This is a genomic window from Citrobacter sp. Cu096, from assembly GCF_030332285.1.
Lineage (GTDB): Bacteria > Pseudomonadota > Gammaproteobacteria > Enterobacterales > Enterobacteriaceae > Citrobacter > Citrobacter meridianamericanus.
The window spans coordinates 206,240-224,249 of record NZ_JAOWID010000022.1; the positions used below are offsets into that span (position 1 = coordinate 206,240).

Genomic DNA, 18,010 nt, shown 5'->3' on the forward strand with positions numbered 1-18,010 from the left:
AATGCTAACACAACCTCGCAGCGACGGCGAGGTTGTGTGTCTCGGTATTACTTCAGACGGGAAAAGATAGCCCGACTTAGTGGCCCGGGAATGGTACCAGGCTGTAACAGGTCAGCCCCTGCTTTTCCAGACGCTGTTCGCCGCCCAGATCAAACAGGTTAATGATAAAGGCAGCATCGGTCACTTCGCCACCCAGACGGCGGATCAACTTCACGGTCGCTTCAATCGTGCCGCCGGTTGCCAGCAGGTCGTCTACAACCAGGACTTTATCGCCCGGTTTGATGGCATCAACGTGAATTTCCAGCTGATCGGTGCCGTATTCCAGCTCATAGCTCTCAGCTATCACCTCACGCGGAAGCTTACGGGGTTTACGTACCGGAACAAAGCCGACGCCCAGACCCAACGCTACCGGCGCGCCAAACAGGAAGCCACGCGCTTCGGTGCCAACCACTTTAGTGATACCCGCATCTTTATAGCGTTCAACCAGCAATTCAATGCTGAGGGCGTAGGCTTTCGGATCTTCCAGTAAACTGGTGACATCACGGAAAAGAATGCCCGGTTTTGGGTAATCGTGGATGCTTTTGATGCTATTTTTGAGAAACTCAAGCTGCTGTGCAGTCGCGGTCATAAGTTTGTGCCTGATTGATACAGTATTACTTCACGGCGCACTATAGACTTCATCTTCGACGTATCTTGAATGATTTTGTGTCTATATTAAGGGTCAGGGTTACACTTGCTTAACCTTTGACCATCTGCGCCTGTGCTCGAAAACGGTCGAATTTACTGGCTGCGAGAGACAATTGCAACAGCGATTATTGCGGTTTACTGCTTTTGTTGTTTTTCATCAATCACCGGGATCCGCCACATAAAAATCAGTAAACAGGCGAGAATAACCAGCAGCAGGCCGCGCACCCACATCATATTGACCAGCCAGAGTGAAATAGCAAACGTCACCAGGATTAACAAAATTGCGCGTGGCTTCGCTCCAGGCGGCATCGCGCGGTGTTTTTGCCAGTGACGCAGATACCCGCCGAACCACGAACGGTACAGCAGCCAGTCGTGAAAGCGCGGCGATGAGCGGGCAAAACACCAGGCGGCCAGCAGGATAAATGGCGTCGTGGGCAGCAACGGCAATACAACGCCCAGCGTGCCTAACACTACCGCTATCCAGCCAATGATGATTAGAATAATGCGTTGCATAATATCAGTACTTAACACAGAGAATCGCTACTTTAGCATAACAGTTCTCATTTTCATCGGAGTGTTGTCGTGAAAACCGTCATGCTGCTACAGACGCTCGAAAACCAGCTTAACCGCCTGCGCCAGCAGTGTGCCCCGCTGGCGCATCACGCCACGCTGAGCGCCCGCTTTGACAGGCATCTGTTTCACACTCGCAGCACGTTGCTCCAAGCTTATCTGGTTGAAGCTGAAGATAATCTCGCAGCCTTGCGGCGCGCAGTTGAACAGCAACAACTACCACAAATTAGCTGGCTGGCGGAACACCTTGCCTCACAGTTAGAGGCGATTTCGCGTGAAACCGCCAGTTGGTCACTCCGCGAGTGGGACTGCGCATCTCCAGGCCTGGCGCGCTGGCAGCGCAAGCGAGTTCAACACCAGGAGTTTGAACGCCGACTGGTGGAAATGACGCATGAACGCAAAAAACGTCTGGCTCAGGCAACGGGTTTTGAAGAACAGCAAAAACTGCATCGTGAAGTAGAAGCATTCGAGGCGCGACTGGCACGCTGTCGCCATGCCCTGGCGAGAATAGAAAACGTGCTGGCGCGTTTAACCCGTTAATCCCGGAGAATTTATGTCATTAGAGAACGCCCCGGACGAGATCAAACTGGCCGTCGATCTGATTGTCCTGCTTGAAGAGAATCAGATGGAGCCTGAAATTGTGCTGAAAGCGCTGGAGATTGTGAAGCAGGATTACGAGAAGAAACGGCTCTCTTTATCTAAAAAAGATCTGTAACTGAAAACCTGATGGCATTGCACTTATCAGGCCTACGAATGAATCGAAGCTCGCAGGCCTGATGATTTTTCTATTAACCTACCGAAGGCGTCGGGTCATCACCTTTAATGATGTCACGCTTAACCTCGGTCACGGTGTCGCCCTTCGCGTTGTGCAGGTGCACTTCGAGCTGGTTAAAGGCAATATCAATGTCGTTTTCACGGCACAAACGATCGACCGCACGGTTAAGCTCATCAACCGTATGGCTACGATCACGCAATTCGCGCACGTATAAACGCAGCTCATGATCCAGCGTGCTGGCGCCGAAGGCGGTAAAGAACACCGCTGGTTCCGGATCGTGCATCACTTTCGGGTGCTCCATCGCCGCCTGCAGCAGCACCTTCTTAACTTTGTCCAGATCCGAACCATAGGCCACGCCAATGCGAATCACCAGGCGCGTGGTAGTATCGGAGAGCGACCAGTTGATCAAGCGCTCCGTCACGAACGCTTTGTTCGGGATAATCACCTCTTTGCGATCGAAGTCGGTAATGGTGGTGGCACGAATTCGAATCTTGCTGACCGTTCCTGAGAACGTACCGATGGTAACGGTATCGCCGATGCGGACCGGGCGTTCAAACAGGATAATCAGGCCGGAAACAAAGTTACCGAAAATTTCCTGCAAGCCAAAACCCAGACCAACCGACAGGGCGGCGGCCAGCCACTGTAGCTTATCCCACGAAACACCGAGCGATCCGAAGACCGTCATTGCGCCGATGGCGATGATCGCGTAGTTAAGGATCGTAGTGATCGCATAGGAAGCACCCTGGCGCATTTTCAGTCGCGACAGCACCAGCACTTCCAGCAGCCCTGGTAAGTTGCGGATCAACGCCCACGCCACCATTGATGCAATAATCGCAAACAACAGGCTGCCCATGGTGACGTCTTTCACCACTGCCGCACCCGCTTCGGTGCCGTTGTAATGCCAGAGCGTAATGCTGTCGAGATAGCTGAACACGGTGATCAAATCAGACCAAATGGCCCAGAACAAGACACCAAACAGGGCAACCATTACCAGCATAGTTATACGCAGCGTTTGTTGGTTAACCTGCTCCAGCGCGATGGTCGGCTCTTCCTGCGGCTCTGCACCCTCCGCCCCTTCTTTCACCAGGTTCTGACGACGCGCCAGCGCGCGACGCCAGGCGATACGACGTGCCGCGACGCTCAACCCACGCAGCACGGTCTGGTACAGCAGGTTCCAGAGAATGACCAGATAAACCGTTTCAATCCAGCGTCCCGCCAGGCGCAGCGTGGTGTAGAAATAGCCGGTCGCCGTCAGCACCATTAATGCTATCGGGATAATAGACAGCACGGTAATCGTCACCAGACGCAGACCATGCGACTCCTTATCACGCCAGCTTTCGCGGCACATTGGCCATACCAGGAAGGCGATCAGCAGCAGGTTGAGGAAAATGACCGCCTGCCCAAGCACATCGTCCATTAAATTAAGCGGTGACAACTCAGCAATAACCGACCAGAAGTTCAACGGCAACAGTGCGAGGCTGATGCGCACAATCTGACGACGCCAGTGGCTGGTCTGCTTCGCAGGCATGCCAAAATGACGAATCGCTACGCCATCCTTTTCCAGCACCTTCCAGCACAAACCAAACACCAGCCAGAAGACAGTCATCTTCTTGCTGAACGCCCACAGCAGGTCGCTGATATTCAACTGCATAGTCAAAAGAATCAGACCTACCGCGAGGATAATCAGGCACGCCGGCAAGGCTCTGATGAGATCGATCAGAATCGCTTTTGGTGTATTGAGCTGACTGTCATTACGCAGGTTACCCACCGCAGCGGCTAATTTCGCCTGATACTCTTTCAACCATTTCAGACGCCAGCGGATTAACCCGGCAATGAGCAATAGCGGCAATCCCGCCAGGAACGCAATAAACACCGCGGGCCATGCTTTCTCCCAGTTAACCGTGATTTTCATCGACTTAAACTGGTCTTTAAGCGTTTGCGGGAAAGCTTTGATCCAGTCCCAGTCCATCGGACGGTTACTGTTAACCCAGAAAATCTGCTGCGTGAGGATCCCTCTCAGGTTTTTCGACACACTCATTAACTGCTGCTGGTTAATTTGCAGATTAATCGCCATCATCAGCTGATTGCCAAGCTGCTTATTTAGCTGATCCAACAGTTCACGACGCATATCCACGACCTGCAGTAAGGCATCATGGACTTCGCCGTTCACTTCGTTGCGGTGCCCTTCTTCCAGTTTGGCGACAAACGCATCATTCTGGAACAGCGCGTCGCGCTGCTGGTTGACCTCAAACTGCTCCAGACGCAAGTCGGCGATCCGGTTGGTCATATCGGCAAGTTCATCCGCAGACGGCAGTGTTTGTTGTTGCTGATACAGAATACGCGACAGCAGCAGACTGCCCTTCAGAACGGCGATCTGTTCTTTAATGTTGCGTTCGGATTGCAGCGCGCGGTCAAGCCAGTTTTTAACTTTGATATTTTGCTGCATCAGGCTGTTGCCATTTTCGGTCGCGGCAATCAGACGCTGGCTGAGCTGATGGTTAACATCAAGCTCCTGCTTCACTAACGGATTGGACTGAATACGCTCGGCCTCGTCAGGATTGACCGCTTCCTGCGCCGTTTTTTCGGTTAACGTCAGTCGCTTGCTGTTCACCGCTTCCTGCAGGAGCTGGAGCTGATGCTCAAGGCGGTTACTGTTCGCCGTCACGTAATCACGTTGTTTTTGCAAGGTATCCTGCAAAATCGTATTCCCTTCGAGGCTCTTACGCTGTTGGTCGATCTGCGCATTCAGCAGCGCCTGCTGCGCCTGTAACAGCACCTGCTGGCTGGGGCGTAAAGCTCCTTCGCCTACATTAGTGCCATCAAGTCGGTTGCGGATTTGCTGCATCTGCTGCGACGCGGTGTACATCGCATTTTGTACGCGCTCTGGCTGGGTCTGCAGTGATACCAGTTGGCTGTTATACGTGGCCAGATCGTTTTGCGAGCTTTGCAGGTCATCCAGGACCTGCGCTACGCGCGACTCAAGTTGTCGTAAGGAAAGCGTGCTCAGCGTTTTTCGCGTTTCGTCGTCATTATCGACATCGCTGAGTGAATTTAGCGCATCCGTCGCCTGGCGCATTTTCTCTGGCGCCTGGGCCACTTTCTGGCGAAGCTGTACGGTCTCATCTTTCACGCGATCGATTTTATCCAGCGTGGCAATGGTATCGATGAGATCCTGTTGGACCAGCTTATCCTGCGCGGAGAGATCTTTTTGTTTATTCAGCGTGTCTAACTGGCTCTGAATATCAGCTTTCGTCGGCAGTTCACCACTCTGTTGCGCCCGCGCAAATGCAGATGACTGGCAGGATAAGAATAGAATGAAGAAAAGAATGCTAATAGCAATTACATGCTGTGAACGTTTATAGAGCTGCAACATAGTCATGAGAATGAATGTTTCTGAACCAGGAAAGTGACCGGAAATAGTCAAGTGACAAGAATATCACGGCTGTGAACGGCAGAATAGCAGAAGGCAAAATGACCAGGAGAATTCCTGGTGCAGAATGGCAAACTAGCTTGTCTCTCCTGCCTGCAGACGCAAGCTTGGACAAAGCAGACACATCTCCAGCAGTACCGCCACGTACTGGCGAGCCTCATTCTTCAGATCAAATGATTCGGGAGCAAATAACCAGTTCTCCATGATCCCGGAAATATAGCTACGCATTAACACCGCTACACGACGTGTGTTCAGGTTTTCCGGCAACATGTTGACATCCATACAGTGGCGTAACGTTTTTTCTATGCGGTCATAGTTTTCCAGACACAGGCTACGTTCGACTAACTGAACTGATGCTATTTCCCCGACAAATTCGCATTTGTGGAATATAATCTCCATCAATAAACGTCGGCGTTCTTCTGTCACGGTAGTTTCAAGAACGTAAATTAAAATTTCTCTTAATACTGATAGTGGATCGTCAGGGAATTTTGCCTGATACTCAGTCTCTAACTCATCAATGTTAGGTTTTGCTAGCTCCCAGATTTCACTGAATAAATCCGATTTGTTTTTGAAATGCCAATAGATTGCACCGCGCGTCACACCAGCGGCTTTTGCGATCTCAGCCAGCGAGGTGGATGAGACCCCTTGTTGCGAAAACATACGCAGAGCGACATCGAGAATGTGTTGTCGTGTTTCCTGTGCTTGTTGTTTGGTTTTTCGTGCCATAGGTCAGTGAATTTACAGGCGTTAGATTTACATACATTTGTGAATGTATGTACCATAGCACGACGATAATATAAACGCAGCAATGGGTTTATGGGCTTTAAGCCATTGATCAATTTGAAATCGGACACTCGAGGTTTACATATGAACAAAAACAGAGGGTTAACGCCTCTGGCAGTCGTTCTGATGCTCTCAGGCAGCTTAGCGCTAACAGGATGTGACGACAAACAGGCCCAACAAGGGGGCCAGCAAATGCCAGAGGTTGGAGTTGTTACGCTCAAAACTGAACCTCTACAGATCACAACCGAACTTCCGGGTCGCACCAGTGCGTTTCGTATTGCTGAAGTTCGTCCTCAGGTTAGCGGGATTATCCTGAAACGTAATTTCACGGAAGGTGGTGACATCGAAGCGGGTGTATCTCTCTATCAGATTGATCCTGCTACTTACCAGGCCGCTTATGAAAGTGCAAAAGGTGATCTGGCCAAAGCACAAGCCGCAGCAAATATCGCTCAACTGACGGTGAAACGTTATCAGAAACTGTTAGGTACGAAGTACATCAGCCAACAGGACTACGATAGCGCGCTGGCTGACGCACAGCAGGCAAACGCCGCCGTTGTTGCCGCGAAAGCCGCGGTAGAAACTGCACGCATCAATCTGGCTTACACCAAAGTGACGTCGCCGATCAGCGGTCGCATTGGTAAATCATCCGTTACGGAAGGCGCTCTGGTACAAAACGGTCAGGCGACCGCACTGGCGACCGTTCAGCAGTTGGATCCCATCTATGTAGACGTGACGCAGTCAAGTAATGACTTCCTGCGCCTGAAACAAGAGCTGGCCAACGGCACGCTGAAGCAAGAGAACGGTAAAGCGAAAGTTGAGCTGGTGACCAATGACGGCATTAAATACCCGCAGTCCGGTACGCTGGAATTTTCTGATGTGACGGTAGATCAAACCACTGGGTCGATTACGTTACGCGCAATTTTCCCGAACCCGGATCATACCTTACTGCCGGGTATGTTCGTCCGCGCACGTCTGGAAGAAGGGATTAACCCAACTGCATTACTGGTTCCGCAGCAAGGCGTTACCCGCACACCGCGTGGCGATGCCAGTGCATTGGTTATCGGTGCTGACAACAAAGTTGAAACGCGTCAAATTGTCGCCGCACAAGCGATTGGCGACAAATGGTTAGTCACTGATGGACTTAAGCCGGGCGACCGCGTGATTGTTACTGGGCTGCAAAAAGTACGTCCTGGCGCGCAGGTAAAAGCGCAGGAAATAACCGCAGATAACAACCAGCAAGGCGCAAGCGGTAGCCAGTCTGAGCAGTCCAAGTCTTAACTTAAACAGGAGCCGTTAAGACATGCCTAATTTCTTTATCGATCGCCCAATATTTGCGTGGGTGATCGCCATTATCATCATGTTGGCAGGGGGGCTCGCGATCCTCAAATTGCCGGTGGCGCAATATCCAACTATTGCACCGCCAGCAGTGACGATCTCCGCGACCTACCCTGGCGCTGATGCCAAAACAGTACAGGATACTGTTACGCAGGTTATCGAACAGAATATGAACGGTATCGATAACCTGATGTACATGTCCTCTAACAGTGACTCAACCGGTACGGTTCAGATCACCCTGACTTTCCAGTCAGGCACTGATGCTGACATTGCGCAGGTTCAGGTGCAGAACAAACTGCAACTGGCGATGCCGCTGCTGCCGCAGGAAGTACAACAACAGGGCGTGAGCGTTGAGAAATCGTCCAGTAGCTTCCTGATGGTTGTCGGCGTTATCAACACCAACGGCACCATGACGCAGGAAGATATTTCCGACTATGTGGGCGCCAACATGAAGGACGCGATCAGCCGTACTTCAGGTGTGGGTGATGTGCAGCTGTTCGGTTCCCAGTACGCGATGCGTATCTGGATGGATCCGAACAAACTGAACAACTTCCAACTGACCCCGGTTGATGTGATCAGCGCCATTAAAGCGCAGAATGCCCAGGTTGCAGCCGGTCAGTTAGGCGGTACGCCGCCGGTGAAAGGCCAGCAACTTAACGCGTCGATCATTGCGCAAACCCGTCTGACCTCCGCAGATGAGTTCGGCAAAATTCTGCTGAAAGTAAATCAGGATGGTTCCCAGGTGCGTCTGCGCGACGTCGCGAAAGTCGAACTGGGTGGCGAAAACTACGACATCATTGCGAAGTTCAACGGTAAACCGGCTTCCGGTCTGGGTATCAAGCTGGCGACAGGCGCGAACGCCCTCGACACCGCTAACGCTATCCGCGAAGAGCTGAAGAAGATGGAACCGTTCTTCCCGTCAGGTCTGAAGATCGTATACCCGTATGACACTACGCCATTCGTAAAAATCTCTATTCACGAAGTAGTGAAAACGCTGGTTGAAGCAATCATCCTCGTATTCCTGGTTATGTATCTGTTCCTGCAGAACTTCCGCGCGACGTTGATTCCGACTATCGCTGTGCCAGTAGTGTTATTGGGTACGTTTGCCGTCCTTGCGGTTTTCGGCTTCTCGATAAACACACTGACGATGTTCGGTATGGTGCTCGCCATCGGCCTGTTGGTGGATGACGCCATCGTTGTGGTCGAGAACGTTGAACGTGTAATGGCTGAGGAAGGTCTACCGCCGAAGGAAGCAACGCGTAAATCAATGGGCCAGATTCAGGGCGCACTGGTGGGTATCGCGATGGTACTGTCAGCGGTATTTATCCCGATGGCGTTCTTCGGAGGGTCTACCGGTGCAATCTACCGTCAGTTCTCCATCACCATTGTTTCGGCAATGGCGTTGTCAGTGCTGGTGGCATTGATTCTGACCCCTGCCCTGTGTGCGACCATGCTCAAACCGATTGCAAAAGGCGATCACGGAGAAGGTAAAAAAGGCTTCTTCGGCTGGTTTAACCGCATGTTTGATAAGAGCACGCACCATTACACCGACAGCGTAGGCGGTATTCTGCGCAGCACCGGTCGTTATCTGGCGCTGTATCTGATCATCGTCGTGGGCATGGCCTATCTGTTCGTTCGTCTGCCAAGTTCGTTCCTGCCGGATGAAGACCAGGGGGTATTCCTGTCAATGGCTCAGCTGCCAGCGGGTGCAACGCAAGAGCGTACCCAGAAGGTGTTGGACGAGATGACGGATTACTATCTGACCAAAGAAAAAGCGAACGTTGAATCGGTGTTTGCCGTTAACGGTTTCGGTTTTGCGGGTCGTGGTCAGAACACCGGTATCGCGTTCGTCTCGTTGAAAGACTGGAGTGAACGTCCCGGCGAAGAGAACAAAGTTGAGGCCATTACTCAACGTGCGATGGGCGCATTCTCGCAGATTAAAGATGCCATGGTCTTTGCCTTCAACCTGCCAGCAATTGTGGAGTTAGGTACTGCTACCGGTTTCGACTTCCAGTTGATTGACCAGGCGGGCCTGGGCCATGAGAAACTGACGCAGGCACGTAACCAGCTGTTTGGTGAAGTCGCGAAGCATCCTGACCTGCTAGTCGGCGTACGTCCTAACGGTCTGGAAGATACGCCGCAGTTCAAGATCGATATCGATCAGGAAAAAGCGCAGGCTCTGGGTGTTTCCATTAGCGACATTAATACAACGCTGGGTGCGGCATGGGGCGGAAGCTACGTGAATGACTTCATTGACCGTGGTCGTGTGAAGAAAGTTTACGTCATGTCTGAAGCGAAATACCGTATGTTGCCGGAAGACATTGGAAACTGGTATGTCCGCGGCAGCGATGGACAAATGGTACCGTTCTCTGCCTTCTCGACCTCACGCTGGGAATACGGTTCACCGCGTCTGGAACGCTACAACGGTCTGCCTTCCATGGAAATCTTAGGCCAGGCCGCACCGGGTAAAAGTACCGGTGAAGCCATGGCAATGATGGAGCAACTGGCCAGCAAACTGCCATCTGGTATCGGCTATGACTGGACCGGTATGTCCTACCAGGAACGACTGTCCGGCAACCAGGCCCCTGCCCTGTATGCCATTTCACTGATTGTCGTATTCCTGTGTCTGGCGGCATTGTACGAGAGCTGGTCCATTCCGTTCTCCGTTATGCTGGTGGTACCGTTGGGGGTAATCGGCGCATTGCTGGCAGCAACATTCCGCGGCCTGACCAACGACGTTTACTTCCAGGTGGGCCTGCTCACAACCATTGGGTTATCGGCGAAGAACGCGATACTTATCGTCGAATTCGCCAAAGACTTGATGGATAAAGAAGGCAAAGGTCTGATAGAGGCGACGCTGGACGCAGTCCGCATGCGTTTACGTCCGATCCTGATGACCTCGCTGGCCTTTATTCTGGGCGTAATGCCACTGGTAATCAGCTCCGGCGCAGGTTCCGGCGCGCAGAACGCCGTTGGTACTGGCGTAATGGGCGGGATGGTGACGGCAACCGTGTTGGCTATATTCTTTGTGCCGGTGTTCTTTGTGGTGGTACGCCGCCGCTTTAGCCGTAAAAGCGAAGATATTGAGCATAGCCACTCAGTAGACCATCATTGACACCTTTCTAAACATAAGGCCGCGCAAGCGGCCTTTTTTCTGAAAAATCATAAAATTCACGTATTGCGATTTCGTTTATTTTCTCCAGGTTAAATAATCGATATAATCCTTGTAGCCTTAAAGGCTATTCTTAAAAAATGATTAAGAGTACTTATTAACCTTAATAAATATTAAGATTATTCCTGGTAAGCAGCTCACATTGTTGGCAGTGGCCTTGCATTTGTTAACCTAATCAAGATAACCCGATGATTGCCCGAAGAATAAAGAAGTTGTCCCATTTCGAATAGCGGCAGAGATCTGTTAAAATGTAAAAATGACCCTGCATCATAATTTTGCATAATTGTAATTTTTCGTGATATGACGATGAAATCTTTTTTAGAGTAGATTATAGTTAAATCATCAGGAGTCGCGGGCAAGTTCCAGGTAGTTTGTTGTATCCATCCCGAAAGGTGTTCGGTTAGTTTAAGCCACTAAGAAGGGGATGCGTTATGGATGAATACTCACCCAAAAGACATGATATCGCACAGCTTAAATTTCTCTGTGAAACCCTGTATCATGACTGTCTTGCAAACCTTGAACAAAGTAACCATGGCTGGGTTAATGACCCTACCTCTGCCACCAGCTTGCAGCTCAATGAACTGATAGAGCATATTGCAACCTTCGCACTTAATTATAAAATTAAGTACAATGAGGACAATAAGCTGATTACGCAGATAGATGAATATCTGGATGACACTTTTATGTTGTTCAGCAGTTATGGTATTAATATGCAGGATCTGCAGAAATGGCGGAAGTCAGGTAATCGACTGTTTCGCTGTTTTGTCAATGCCACCAGGGCTAATCCTGTTAGTTTGTCTTGTTAAAAATTATTACAATCATAGGTAAGAGTTATGTCCGATAAACCATTAACTAAAACTGATTATTTGATGCGCCTGCGACGTTGCCAGACAATTGACACCCTTGAGCGCGTTATTGAAAAAAATAAATATGAATTGTCCGACAACGAACTGGCTGTATTTTACTCAGCAGCAGATCATCGCCTTGCTGAATTGACCATGAATAAGCTCTACGACAAGATTCCAACTTCTGTTTGGAAATTCATTCGCTAATACTCACAGGTTAAGTCAGGTATCGCGGCACATTTGTCTGGCTGACCATTTTCGTATTTACAATGATTATTTAATTCAAATCACGTGACTACGATCACAGCGAAGAAACGGGAACGTTCCCCTTGAGTGCATTGCGTTTTACTGTGTTGAAATGACTACCAGACACAGGGAATTCGTAATGAGTAATGAAAAGCAAAAAATGATCGCTGGCGAACTTTATAGCCCTGCAGATGAAACGTTACGCCACGACCGGCTACGCGCTCGTCAGTTGACCTGGCGCTACAATCTTACCGCTCCTGATGAAAAAAGTGAGCGACAGGCTATTCTGCATGAACTGTTGGGCCAGAGTAAAGGCGCTTACATTGAACCCTCTTTTCGCTGTGATTACGGCTACAACATCTATCTCGGTAAAGAATTTTACGCCAACTTCGACTGCGTTATGCTCGACGTCTGCCCAATCCATATTGGCGACAACTGCATGTTAGCTCCAGGAGTCCATATCTATACCGCGACCCATCCGCTGGATGCCACCGAGCGAAACAGTGGCATGGAGCTTGGCAAACCTGTGACTATTGGCAACAACGTATGGATAGGTGGATGCGCGGTGATAAACCCTGGCGTAACGTTGGGTGATAATGTGGTTGTGGCCTCAGGCGCGGTGGTTACGAAAAGCGTTCCAGCAAATAGCGTGGTCGGGGGCAATCCCGCCAGGATTATCAAAACGCTGTGATCTTAAATGTAACTGTTATGCTAAATTGTGGTTAATCTGTTACTTTCATCAAAAGGTATCCCCTTTTAAAATAGGGCGATCGTACCTGAACATCGCAGACACCACGAAGGCAAGAGATGACAGAAATACAGCGCCTGCTTACCGAAACCATCGACGACTTAAATATTCGCGAAAAACGCGACAACAAACCGCGCTTTAGCATCAGCTTTATTCGCAAATATCCTGGCCTGTTTATCGGCATGTATGTTGCGTGGTTTGCCACGCTGGCGGTGATGCTACAGTCAGAAACGTTAGTCGATTCAGTATGGCTGCTGGTGGTTCTGTTCGTCATACTCAACGCGTTTTTCTTTTTCGACGTTGCGCCAAGATACCGCTTTGAAGATATCGACGTACTGGATTTCAGAGTTTGCTATAACGGCGAATGGTATAACACGCGCTTTGTTCCCTCTTCACTCATAGATACCATCATGCACTCACCTTCCGTCGATAGCGAACATAAAACGCAGTTGCAAAAGATGATATCCCGTAAGGGCGAGCTCTCTTTCTACGATGTGTTTACGCTAACCCGGTCCCAGAACAGTTAGTAAGGGCGTCTCAGCGCAGATAAAAAAAGTGCGTCCCTGTAAAGGGAACGCACTTTATTCCCTGAAATGCTGGCAAAGAAACTAACGTCTTTTTTTACGTCCTTGAACCGCTTTAAAGCGCGGATTCGTTTTGCAGATAACGTACAAACGCCCTTTGCGTTTCACTATCTGGCAGTCGGGATGACGCTGTTTTGCACTACGAAGTGAATTAAGTACCTGCATCTTAACCTCGCTTAGTGCCAATAAAATGACCAAAACGCTTCTGGAAACGTGCTGCACTGCCTTCGTTATCAAAGGTTTTTTGTTTCCCGGTGTAGTACGGATGCGATTTGGAAGAGATATCCAGAGTCACATACGGGTACATTTTCCCCTCAAACTCAATCTCACGCTCCGTTTTGATGGTCGAACCGACCTTAAAGAATTCATTGGCGCTGGTATCGTGAAACACCACGGTACGGTAAAAAGGATGAATATCCGGTTTCATGGCAACCTCAATTTGTTATGTTATAACATACAAATAAAAATACACCACTCTTGTACGAATCTCAACCCGATTTACGTTGTGGTTTTTTTAACGGGACGATAAATGGCCGTAAATATATGATGCCAATCGGATTGCTTTTTCGGCTTTCAGATATACTTTCCCTACGCTGTGTAAATAAGGATATAACCGTGACAACACGACATCTGATAAGCCTGGTGACAGGGGTACTGTTTCTTTCCATCCTCGCCCCCGTAGGTTTAAGCCTGTGGCTGGCGCATCGTCAGGTTGAAACGAAATTTATCGATGAACTCGATATGTTCTCCATGCGCGCTGCATTACGTACGGAACGCGTTGGCGAACAGGCCAAAAAAGCCTTACGCAGTATCGAGTCCTTTCAGGGCGTGCCATGCAGCGACGAACACTTGCTGGAAATGCGTCGTTTATCATACAGTTACCGTAACATTCAGGAAGTGCTGTACCTTAAAGATAACGTTCCACAATGCTCATCCCTGGAAAAAAGAAGCCAGGCGGTCGCGTTTCCTCCGGCAATGAAAGTCACGCCAGATGGATATCGCGCGTGGCTGACCACGCAAAACGATTTGGGCATCAAACGTTTTATGGCGGCATTAGGTAGCCAGCATTACGTCGTGATGATCGATCCCGGTTCTTTTATTGACGTCATCCCGTTTGGATCCTGGCCGATTGAAGTCGCCATCATTGGCACCGCGCGTAACATGGTGGTAGCCAGTAGCGCCGATCTGCCATCGGACGTTTTACACCATGTGCAACAAGAGCGTTCGATTACCCATTTTCAGAAAGATGGCAGTATTTATAACGCCCGCCCTTTCCCCGAGTTGGGCATTACGGTTGTAACATGGGCATCCACATTACCTGTGCAAAAAAGCTGGCATAGACAGGCGCTGATCTGGCTGCCGGCAGGAATTCTTATCGGTTTACTCACCGCCGCCTTTATTCTGCGTATTTTACGCCGTTTACAGTCTCCCCATCACCAATTGCAGGACGCTATCCAGCATCGGGATATCAAGGTTCACTACCAGCCGATTATCTCGCTTAAAACGGGCAAAGTGGTCGGGGCAGAAGCGCTGGCTCGCTGGCAGCAAGCCGACGGAAGCTATCTGTCGCCGGAAATTTTCGTCGCAATGGCACAAGAAACCGGGCTTTCTGAGCCGCTTACTCTTTTGATTATTGAAAGCGTATTTGACGATCTTGGAAGATGGCTGCGTCAACATCCTGACCAGCATATCTCCATTAACCTTGAGTCAGCCGATCTGACCTCGGAAACGCTTCCTGCGCTGTTGAGCCGCAAGGTGAATCAATGGCAACTAAAGCCTGAGCAAATCGCGCTGGAGCTGACCGAACGCGAGTTTGCCGACCCGAAAAACAGCGCGCCCTTTATTGCCAAATACCGTCAGGCTGGTCATTCAATTTATATTGATGACTTTGGCACCGGCTATTCCAGTCTGAGCTATTTGCAGGATCTGGATGTGGACATCCTGAAGATAGACAAATCGTTTGTCGATGCGCTGGAGTACAACAACGTCACACCGCATATCATCGAGATCGCGAAAACACTGAAGCTGGAGATGGTGGCTGAAGGTATTGAAACCGAGAAGCAGGAAGCCTGGCTACGCCAGCATGGCGTACAGTATGGTCAGGGCTGGCTTTATAGCAAAGCGCTGCCGAAGGCGGCATTTATTCTGTGGGCGGAAAAACGGCTTTAACGTAGCGGTTGATACTGAGATGGCTGGCGGCACGCCGCACAGCCAGTCACATCACTCTTCCATGATGGGCGCAAATCCACCGTAGATCATCCGCTTGCCATCAAATGGCATAGATTCCCCGAATTCCTTCATCCGGGGATCGGACATCATCTTCTGATTCGCCGCGTCACGGACCTCTTTGGAAGGGTATTCAATCCAACTGAATACCACCTCTTCATGATCCAGGGCTTTCACTGCCATGCGAAAATCGGTCAGTTTGCCGTCGGGAACATCATCTGCCCAACACTCCACCACGCGCAATGCGCCGAACTCCTTGAAAAGCGGAGCTGCTTTTGCCGCCATCGCAATGTACGCCTCCTTGTTTTCAGCGGGTACGGCAACCACAAAGCCATCAACATACTTCATGAGAAAAACCTCCGAAGTGTACTGCGCGGCAAGCCGATTCCGGCCGCGTCAGTCGAGACTAAGTTTAGTCGCCAGCAGACGATCGTGCCCCAGGCGCATTCCTGGGACGGATTCGCGACTGCGGCTGATGGCGAAACCACGGCAGGCAAATCTGAATGAGCGGCCCGATAGCCAGCGCATACAGCACCGTCCCAACCCCAACGGTTCCCCCCAGCAGCCAGCCGATAAGCAAAACAGACACTTCAATTGCGGTGCGAATTCGTCGTACTGGCCAGCCGGTACGCGCGTGAATACCAGTCATCAGACCGTCACGCGGGCCTGCGCCAAAACCGGCGCCAATGTACAGACTGGTGGCTAACGCATTCAGGATCACCGCTGACACCAGCAGCCCGCTGCGCGCCATCAGGGATTCAAATCCCGGTATCACCACCAGCGCGACATCTGCCGCCAGCCCGATCATAATCACGTTGCTCAACGTGCCAAAACCCGGGCGCTGGCGTAGCGGTATCCATGCCAGCAGCACCATTACGCCCACGGCGATAATCACGACACCGATATTCATCGACACTAAATTTGCCACGCCCAGGTGAAATACGTTCCACGGATCGGCCCCTAGATCGGCACGGACAAACATCGCCGTCGACACACCGTACAGCGTCAGCCCGATAAACAGCTGAAGTAAACGACGCAGCATGTTATTTCCCTCTTACTCTCAGATGGCTTTCATCTTCACCGCAATTGGCACTATGATTAATGTCCAGTTTTCAAAAAGTGGACTGTTATGTCATCTCGCCGTTACGGAAGTCAATCTTTGCAGCGCCTGCTCGGGCACTGGCAGGAAAGCCCCTCACGAACGCCTATCTGGCGACAACTGGCGGAAGCATTACGTCTGCTGATCCTTGATGGTCGACTGGCGCTGGATAGTCGCTTGCCCGGTGAGCGCGAGCTCGCCGCCGTTCTGGAAGTAAGTCGAACCACCGTCGCCAGCGCCATGGCGCAACTGCGTGAAGAGGGATATCTGGAAAGTCGTCATGGGAGCGGCTCACGGGTGATCCTGCCGGAACACATTCGCCATGTGCCAACGCGAACCAGCACCGGCACAGCGCTTGATTTGTCCACGGCGGCACTGAGTGCTGGCCCTGAAATTCACCAGGCTTACCAGCAAGCGCTGTTTGCGATGCCGCAGCATTTGCTCAGCTCTGGGTATCTGCCACAGGGACTGGCTGTTTTGCGTGAATCCATCGCCCGGCATTATTGCGAACGCGGACTCCCGACACAGCCCGATGAAATAATGGTCGTGAACGGCGCGGTCAGCGGACTGGCGCTGATCCTGCGTTTACTCACCGGTCCCGGCGATCGCGTAGTGGTCGATCATCCCACTTATCCGCTGGCGATTGCAGCAATACAAGGGGCGTCATGTCGCCCCGTTGGCGTGTCGCTGCCTGAGCACGGTTGGGATACGGCGGGTCTGGTTGCCACTCTCGCGCAAACCGCCCCGAGAATGGCCTATCTGATGCCGGACTTTCACAACCCGACCGGCCGCTGTATGGACGCCGCAACTCGTCAGGTCGTGGCGGATATTGCTGAAAGGACGCGCACTACACTGGTGGTCGATGAGACCATGGTGAACCTGTGGTATGACGCCCCGCCTCCACCGCCACTTGCTGCATTCAATCGCGATGCACCGATAATTCTGCTGGGTTCGGCAGGGAAAAGCTTTTGGGGCGGATTACGTTTGGGCTGGATTCGGGCCTCGTCGCGTACCATTGCCGCGCTGGTACAAACCCGCGACACCTTCGATTTGGGCTCTCCGGTGCTGGAACAACTCGCCACCAGCTGGTTGCTGGATAACGCCGCCGACTTTCTTCCTGGCAGAAGACGCCTGCTCACATCGCAGCGAGACTTGTGCTCGAGCCTGATGAACTCACATTTCCCGGAGTGGCAATTTACCCAGCCACAGGGAGGACTCTCTTTCTGGGTTGAACTACCCGATACGCTGGCAACGCTCTTTGCCACGCGCGTCGAAAGCGCTGGCATCCAGTTGGGTACCGGTACGCGATTTGGCCTTGATGGCGCATTCGATCGCTTTTTGCGTATGCCCTTCACGTTACCGGGTGACACTGCGCGCGCCGCCTTCAGAGTATTGCAACCCATTTGGGATAATCTGCGTTTACAGGCCAGCAGCGGGAAAATGCGTAAAATAATCTAAGCGACGAGTCAACGGACTCGCCCAGGAATGCCGCAATGGACGAGGAAGTCCC

18 protein-coding genes are annotated in these 18,010 nt (G+C 51.1%); 10 read left to right on the top strand and 8 right to left on the bottom strand.

Features of this window, described 5'->3' with window-relative positions; genetic code table 11:
* Positions 1-76: 76 nt before the first annotated feature.
* Both apt and OGX99_RS07690 read right to left on the bottom strand, forming a co-directional pair.
* Positions 77-628 (bottom strand): adenine phosphoribosyltransferase, encoded by a 552-nt coding sequence (apt, locus tag OGX99_RS07685; RefSeq protein ID WP_005125198.1) that lies wholly within the window; start codon positions 626-628, stop codon positions 77-79.
* 194 nt (positions 629-822) lie between these two features.
* Positions 823-1,200, bottom strand: coding sequence for a DUF454 family protein (locus tag OGX99_RS07690; protein ID WP_003847534.1), 378 nt, complete (start codon positions 1,198-1,200; stop codon positions 823-825).
* Positions 1,201-1,269: 69 nt separating this feature from the next.
* On the opposite strand from OGX99_RS07690, the gene priC reads away from it, so the two are divergent.
* Complete coding sequence (gene priC / locus OGX99_RS07695; protein ID WP_187252903.1) at positions 1,270-1,797, top strand: primosomal replication protein N''; 528 nt, start codon at positions 1,270-1,272, stop codon at positions 1,795-1,797.
* A gap of 13 nt (positions 1,798-1,810) precedes the next feature.
* Entirely contained in the window at positions 1,811-1,972 is a 162-nt protein-coding gene (rsmS, locus tag OGX99_RS07700) for a pleiotropic regulatory protein RsmS (RefSeq protein WP_151218650.1), read from the top strand.
* A gap of 73 nt (positions 1,973-2,045) precedes the next feature.
* Here rsmS and mscK read toward each other — a convergent pair whose 3' ends face one another.
* Both mscK and acrR read right to left on the bottom strand, forming a co-directional pair.
* The gene (mscK, locus tag OGX99_RS07705) at positions 2,046-5,411 is read right to left on the bottom strand and encodes a mechanosensitive channel MscK (protein ID WP_151218649.1); all 3,366 of its coding nucleotides are present in this window, start codon (positions 5,409-5,411) and stop codon (positions 2,046-2,048) included.
* A 126-nt stretch (positions 5,412-5,537) separates the two neighbouring features.
* Positions 5,538-6,188, bottom strand: coding sequence for a multidrug efflux transporter transcriptional repressor AcrR (acrR, locus tag OGX99_RS07710; RefSeq protein WP_003021744.1), 651 nt, complete (start codon positions 6,186-6,188; stop codon positions 5,538-5,540).
* 141 nt (positions 6,189-6,329) lie between these two features.
* Between acrR and acrA the strand changes: the two genes are divergently transcribed.
* The 6 genes from acrA to OGX99_RS07740 all read left to right on the top strand — a co-directional run bounded on the left by acrA (position 6,330) and on the right by OGX99_RS07740 (position 13,118).
* Positions 6,330-7,523 (top strand): multidrug efflux RND transporter periplasmic adaptor subunit AcrA, encoded by a 1,194-nt coding sequence (gene acrA, locus OGX99_RS07715; protein WP_151218648.1) that lies wholly within the window; start codon positions 6,330-6,332, stop codon positions 7,521-7,523.
* Between the two features lie 22 nt (positions 7,524-7,545).
* On the top strand, positions 7,546-10,695 hold the full coding sequence (acrB, locus tag OGX99_RS07720) for an efflux RND transporter permease AcrB (RefSeq protein ID WP_187252904.1): 3,150 nt from the start codon (positions 7,546-7,548) through the stop codon (positions 10,693-10,695).
* A gap of 488 nt (positions 10,696-11,183) precedes the next feature.
* The gene (tomB, locus tag OGX99_RS07725; RefSeq protein WP_151218646.1) at positions 11,184-11,558 is read left to right on the top strand and encodes an Hha toxicity modulator TomB; all 375 of its coding nucleotides are present in this window, start codon (positions 11,184-11,186) and stop codon (positions 11,556-11,558) included.
* Between the two features lie 27 nt (positions 11,559-11,585).
* Positions 11,586-11,804: a hemolysin expression-modulating protein Hha gene (gene hha / locus OGX99_RS07730; protein WP_002892050.1), complete on the top strand. Its 219-nt coding sequence runs from the start codon at positions 11,586-11,588 to the stop codon at positions 11,802-11,804.
* A 178-nt stretch (positions 11,805-11,982) separates the two neighbouring features.
* The gene (gene maa, locus OGX99_RS07735) at positions 11,983-12,534 is read left to right on the top strand and encodes a maltose O-acetyltransferase (RefSeq protein WP_187252905.1); all 552 of its coding nucleotides are present in this window, start codon (positions 11,983-11,985) and stop codon (positions 12,532-12,534) included.
* A 116-nt stretch (positions 12,535-12,650) separates the two neighbouring features.
* Positions 12,651-13,118, top strand: coding sequence for a YlaC family protein (locus OGX99_RS07740; RefSeq protein WP_187252906.1), 468 nt, complete (start codon positions 12,651-12,653; stop codon positions 13,116-13,118).
* A gap of 81 nt (positions 13,119-13,199) precedes the next feature.
* Here OGX99_RS07740 and ykgO read toward each other — a convergent pair whose 3' ends face one another.
* Together ykgO and OGX99_RS07750 are read right to left on the bottom strand one after the other, a co-directional pair.
* Positions 13,200-13,340 (bottom strand): type B 50S ribosomal protein L36, encoded by a 141-nt coding sequence (ykgO, locus tag OGX99_RS07745; protein ID WP_005125190.1) that lies wholly within the window; start codon positions 13,338-13,340, stop codon positions 13,200-13,202.
* A gap of 1 nt (position 13,341) precedes the next feature.
* Positions 13,342-13,602, bottom strand: a complete 261-nt coding sequence (locus OGX99_RS07750; protein ID WP_016152070.1) for a type B 50S ribosomal protein L31 — start codon at positions 13,600-13,602, stop codon at positions 13,342-13,344.
* A gap of 188 nt (positions 13,603-13,790) precedes the next feature.
* Here OGX99_RS07750 and pdeB point away from each other — a divergent pair, with 188 nt between their 5' ends.
* Positions 13,791-15,344, top strand: coding sequence for a cyclic di-3',5'-guanosine monophosphate phosphodiesterase PdeB (pdeB, locus tag OGX99_RS07755; RefSeq protein WP_187252907.1), 1,554 nt, complete (start codon positions 13,791-13,793; stop codon positions 15,342-15,344).
* A 51-nt stretch (positions 15,345-15,395) separates the two neighbouring features.
* Here the strand turns inward: pdeB and OGX99_RS07760 are convergent, their stop codons facing one another.
* Positions 15,396-15,749, bottom strand: coding sequence for a DUF1428 domain-containing protein (locus OGX99_RS07760; protein WP_151218644.1), 354 nt, complete (start codon positions 15,747-15,749; stop codon positions 15,396-15,398).
* Between the two features lie 64 nt (positions 15,750-15,813).
* A complete protein-coding gene (yczE, locus tag OGX99_RS07765; protein WP_151218643.1) occupies positions 15,814-16,443 on the bottom strand; it encodes a membrane protein YczE in 630 nt (209 codons plus the stop codon).
* Between the two features lie 87 nt (positions 16,444-16,530).
* On the opposite strand from yczE, the gene yczR reads away from it, so the two are divergent.
* Positions 16,531-17,958, top strand: a complete 1,428-nt coding sequence (gene yczR, locus OGX99_RS07770) for a MocR-like transcription factor YczR (RefSeq protein WP_151218642.1) — start codon at positions 16,531-16,533, stop codon at positions 17,956-17,958.
* The last annotated feature ends 52 nt before the right edge of the window (positions 17,959-18,010 follow it).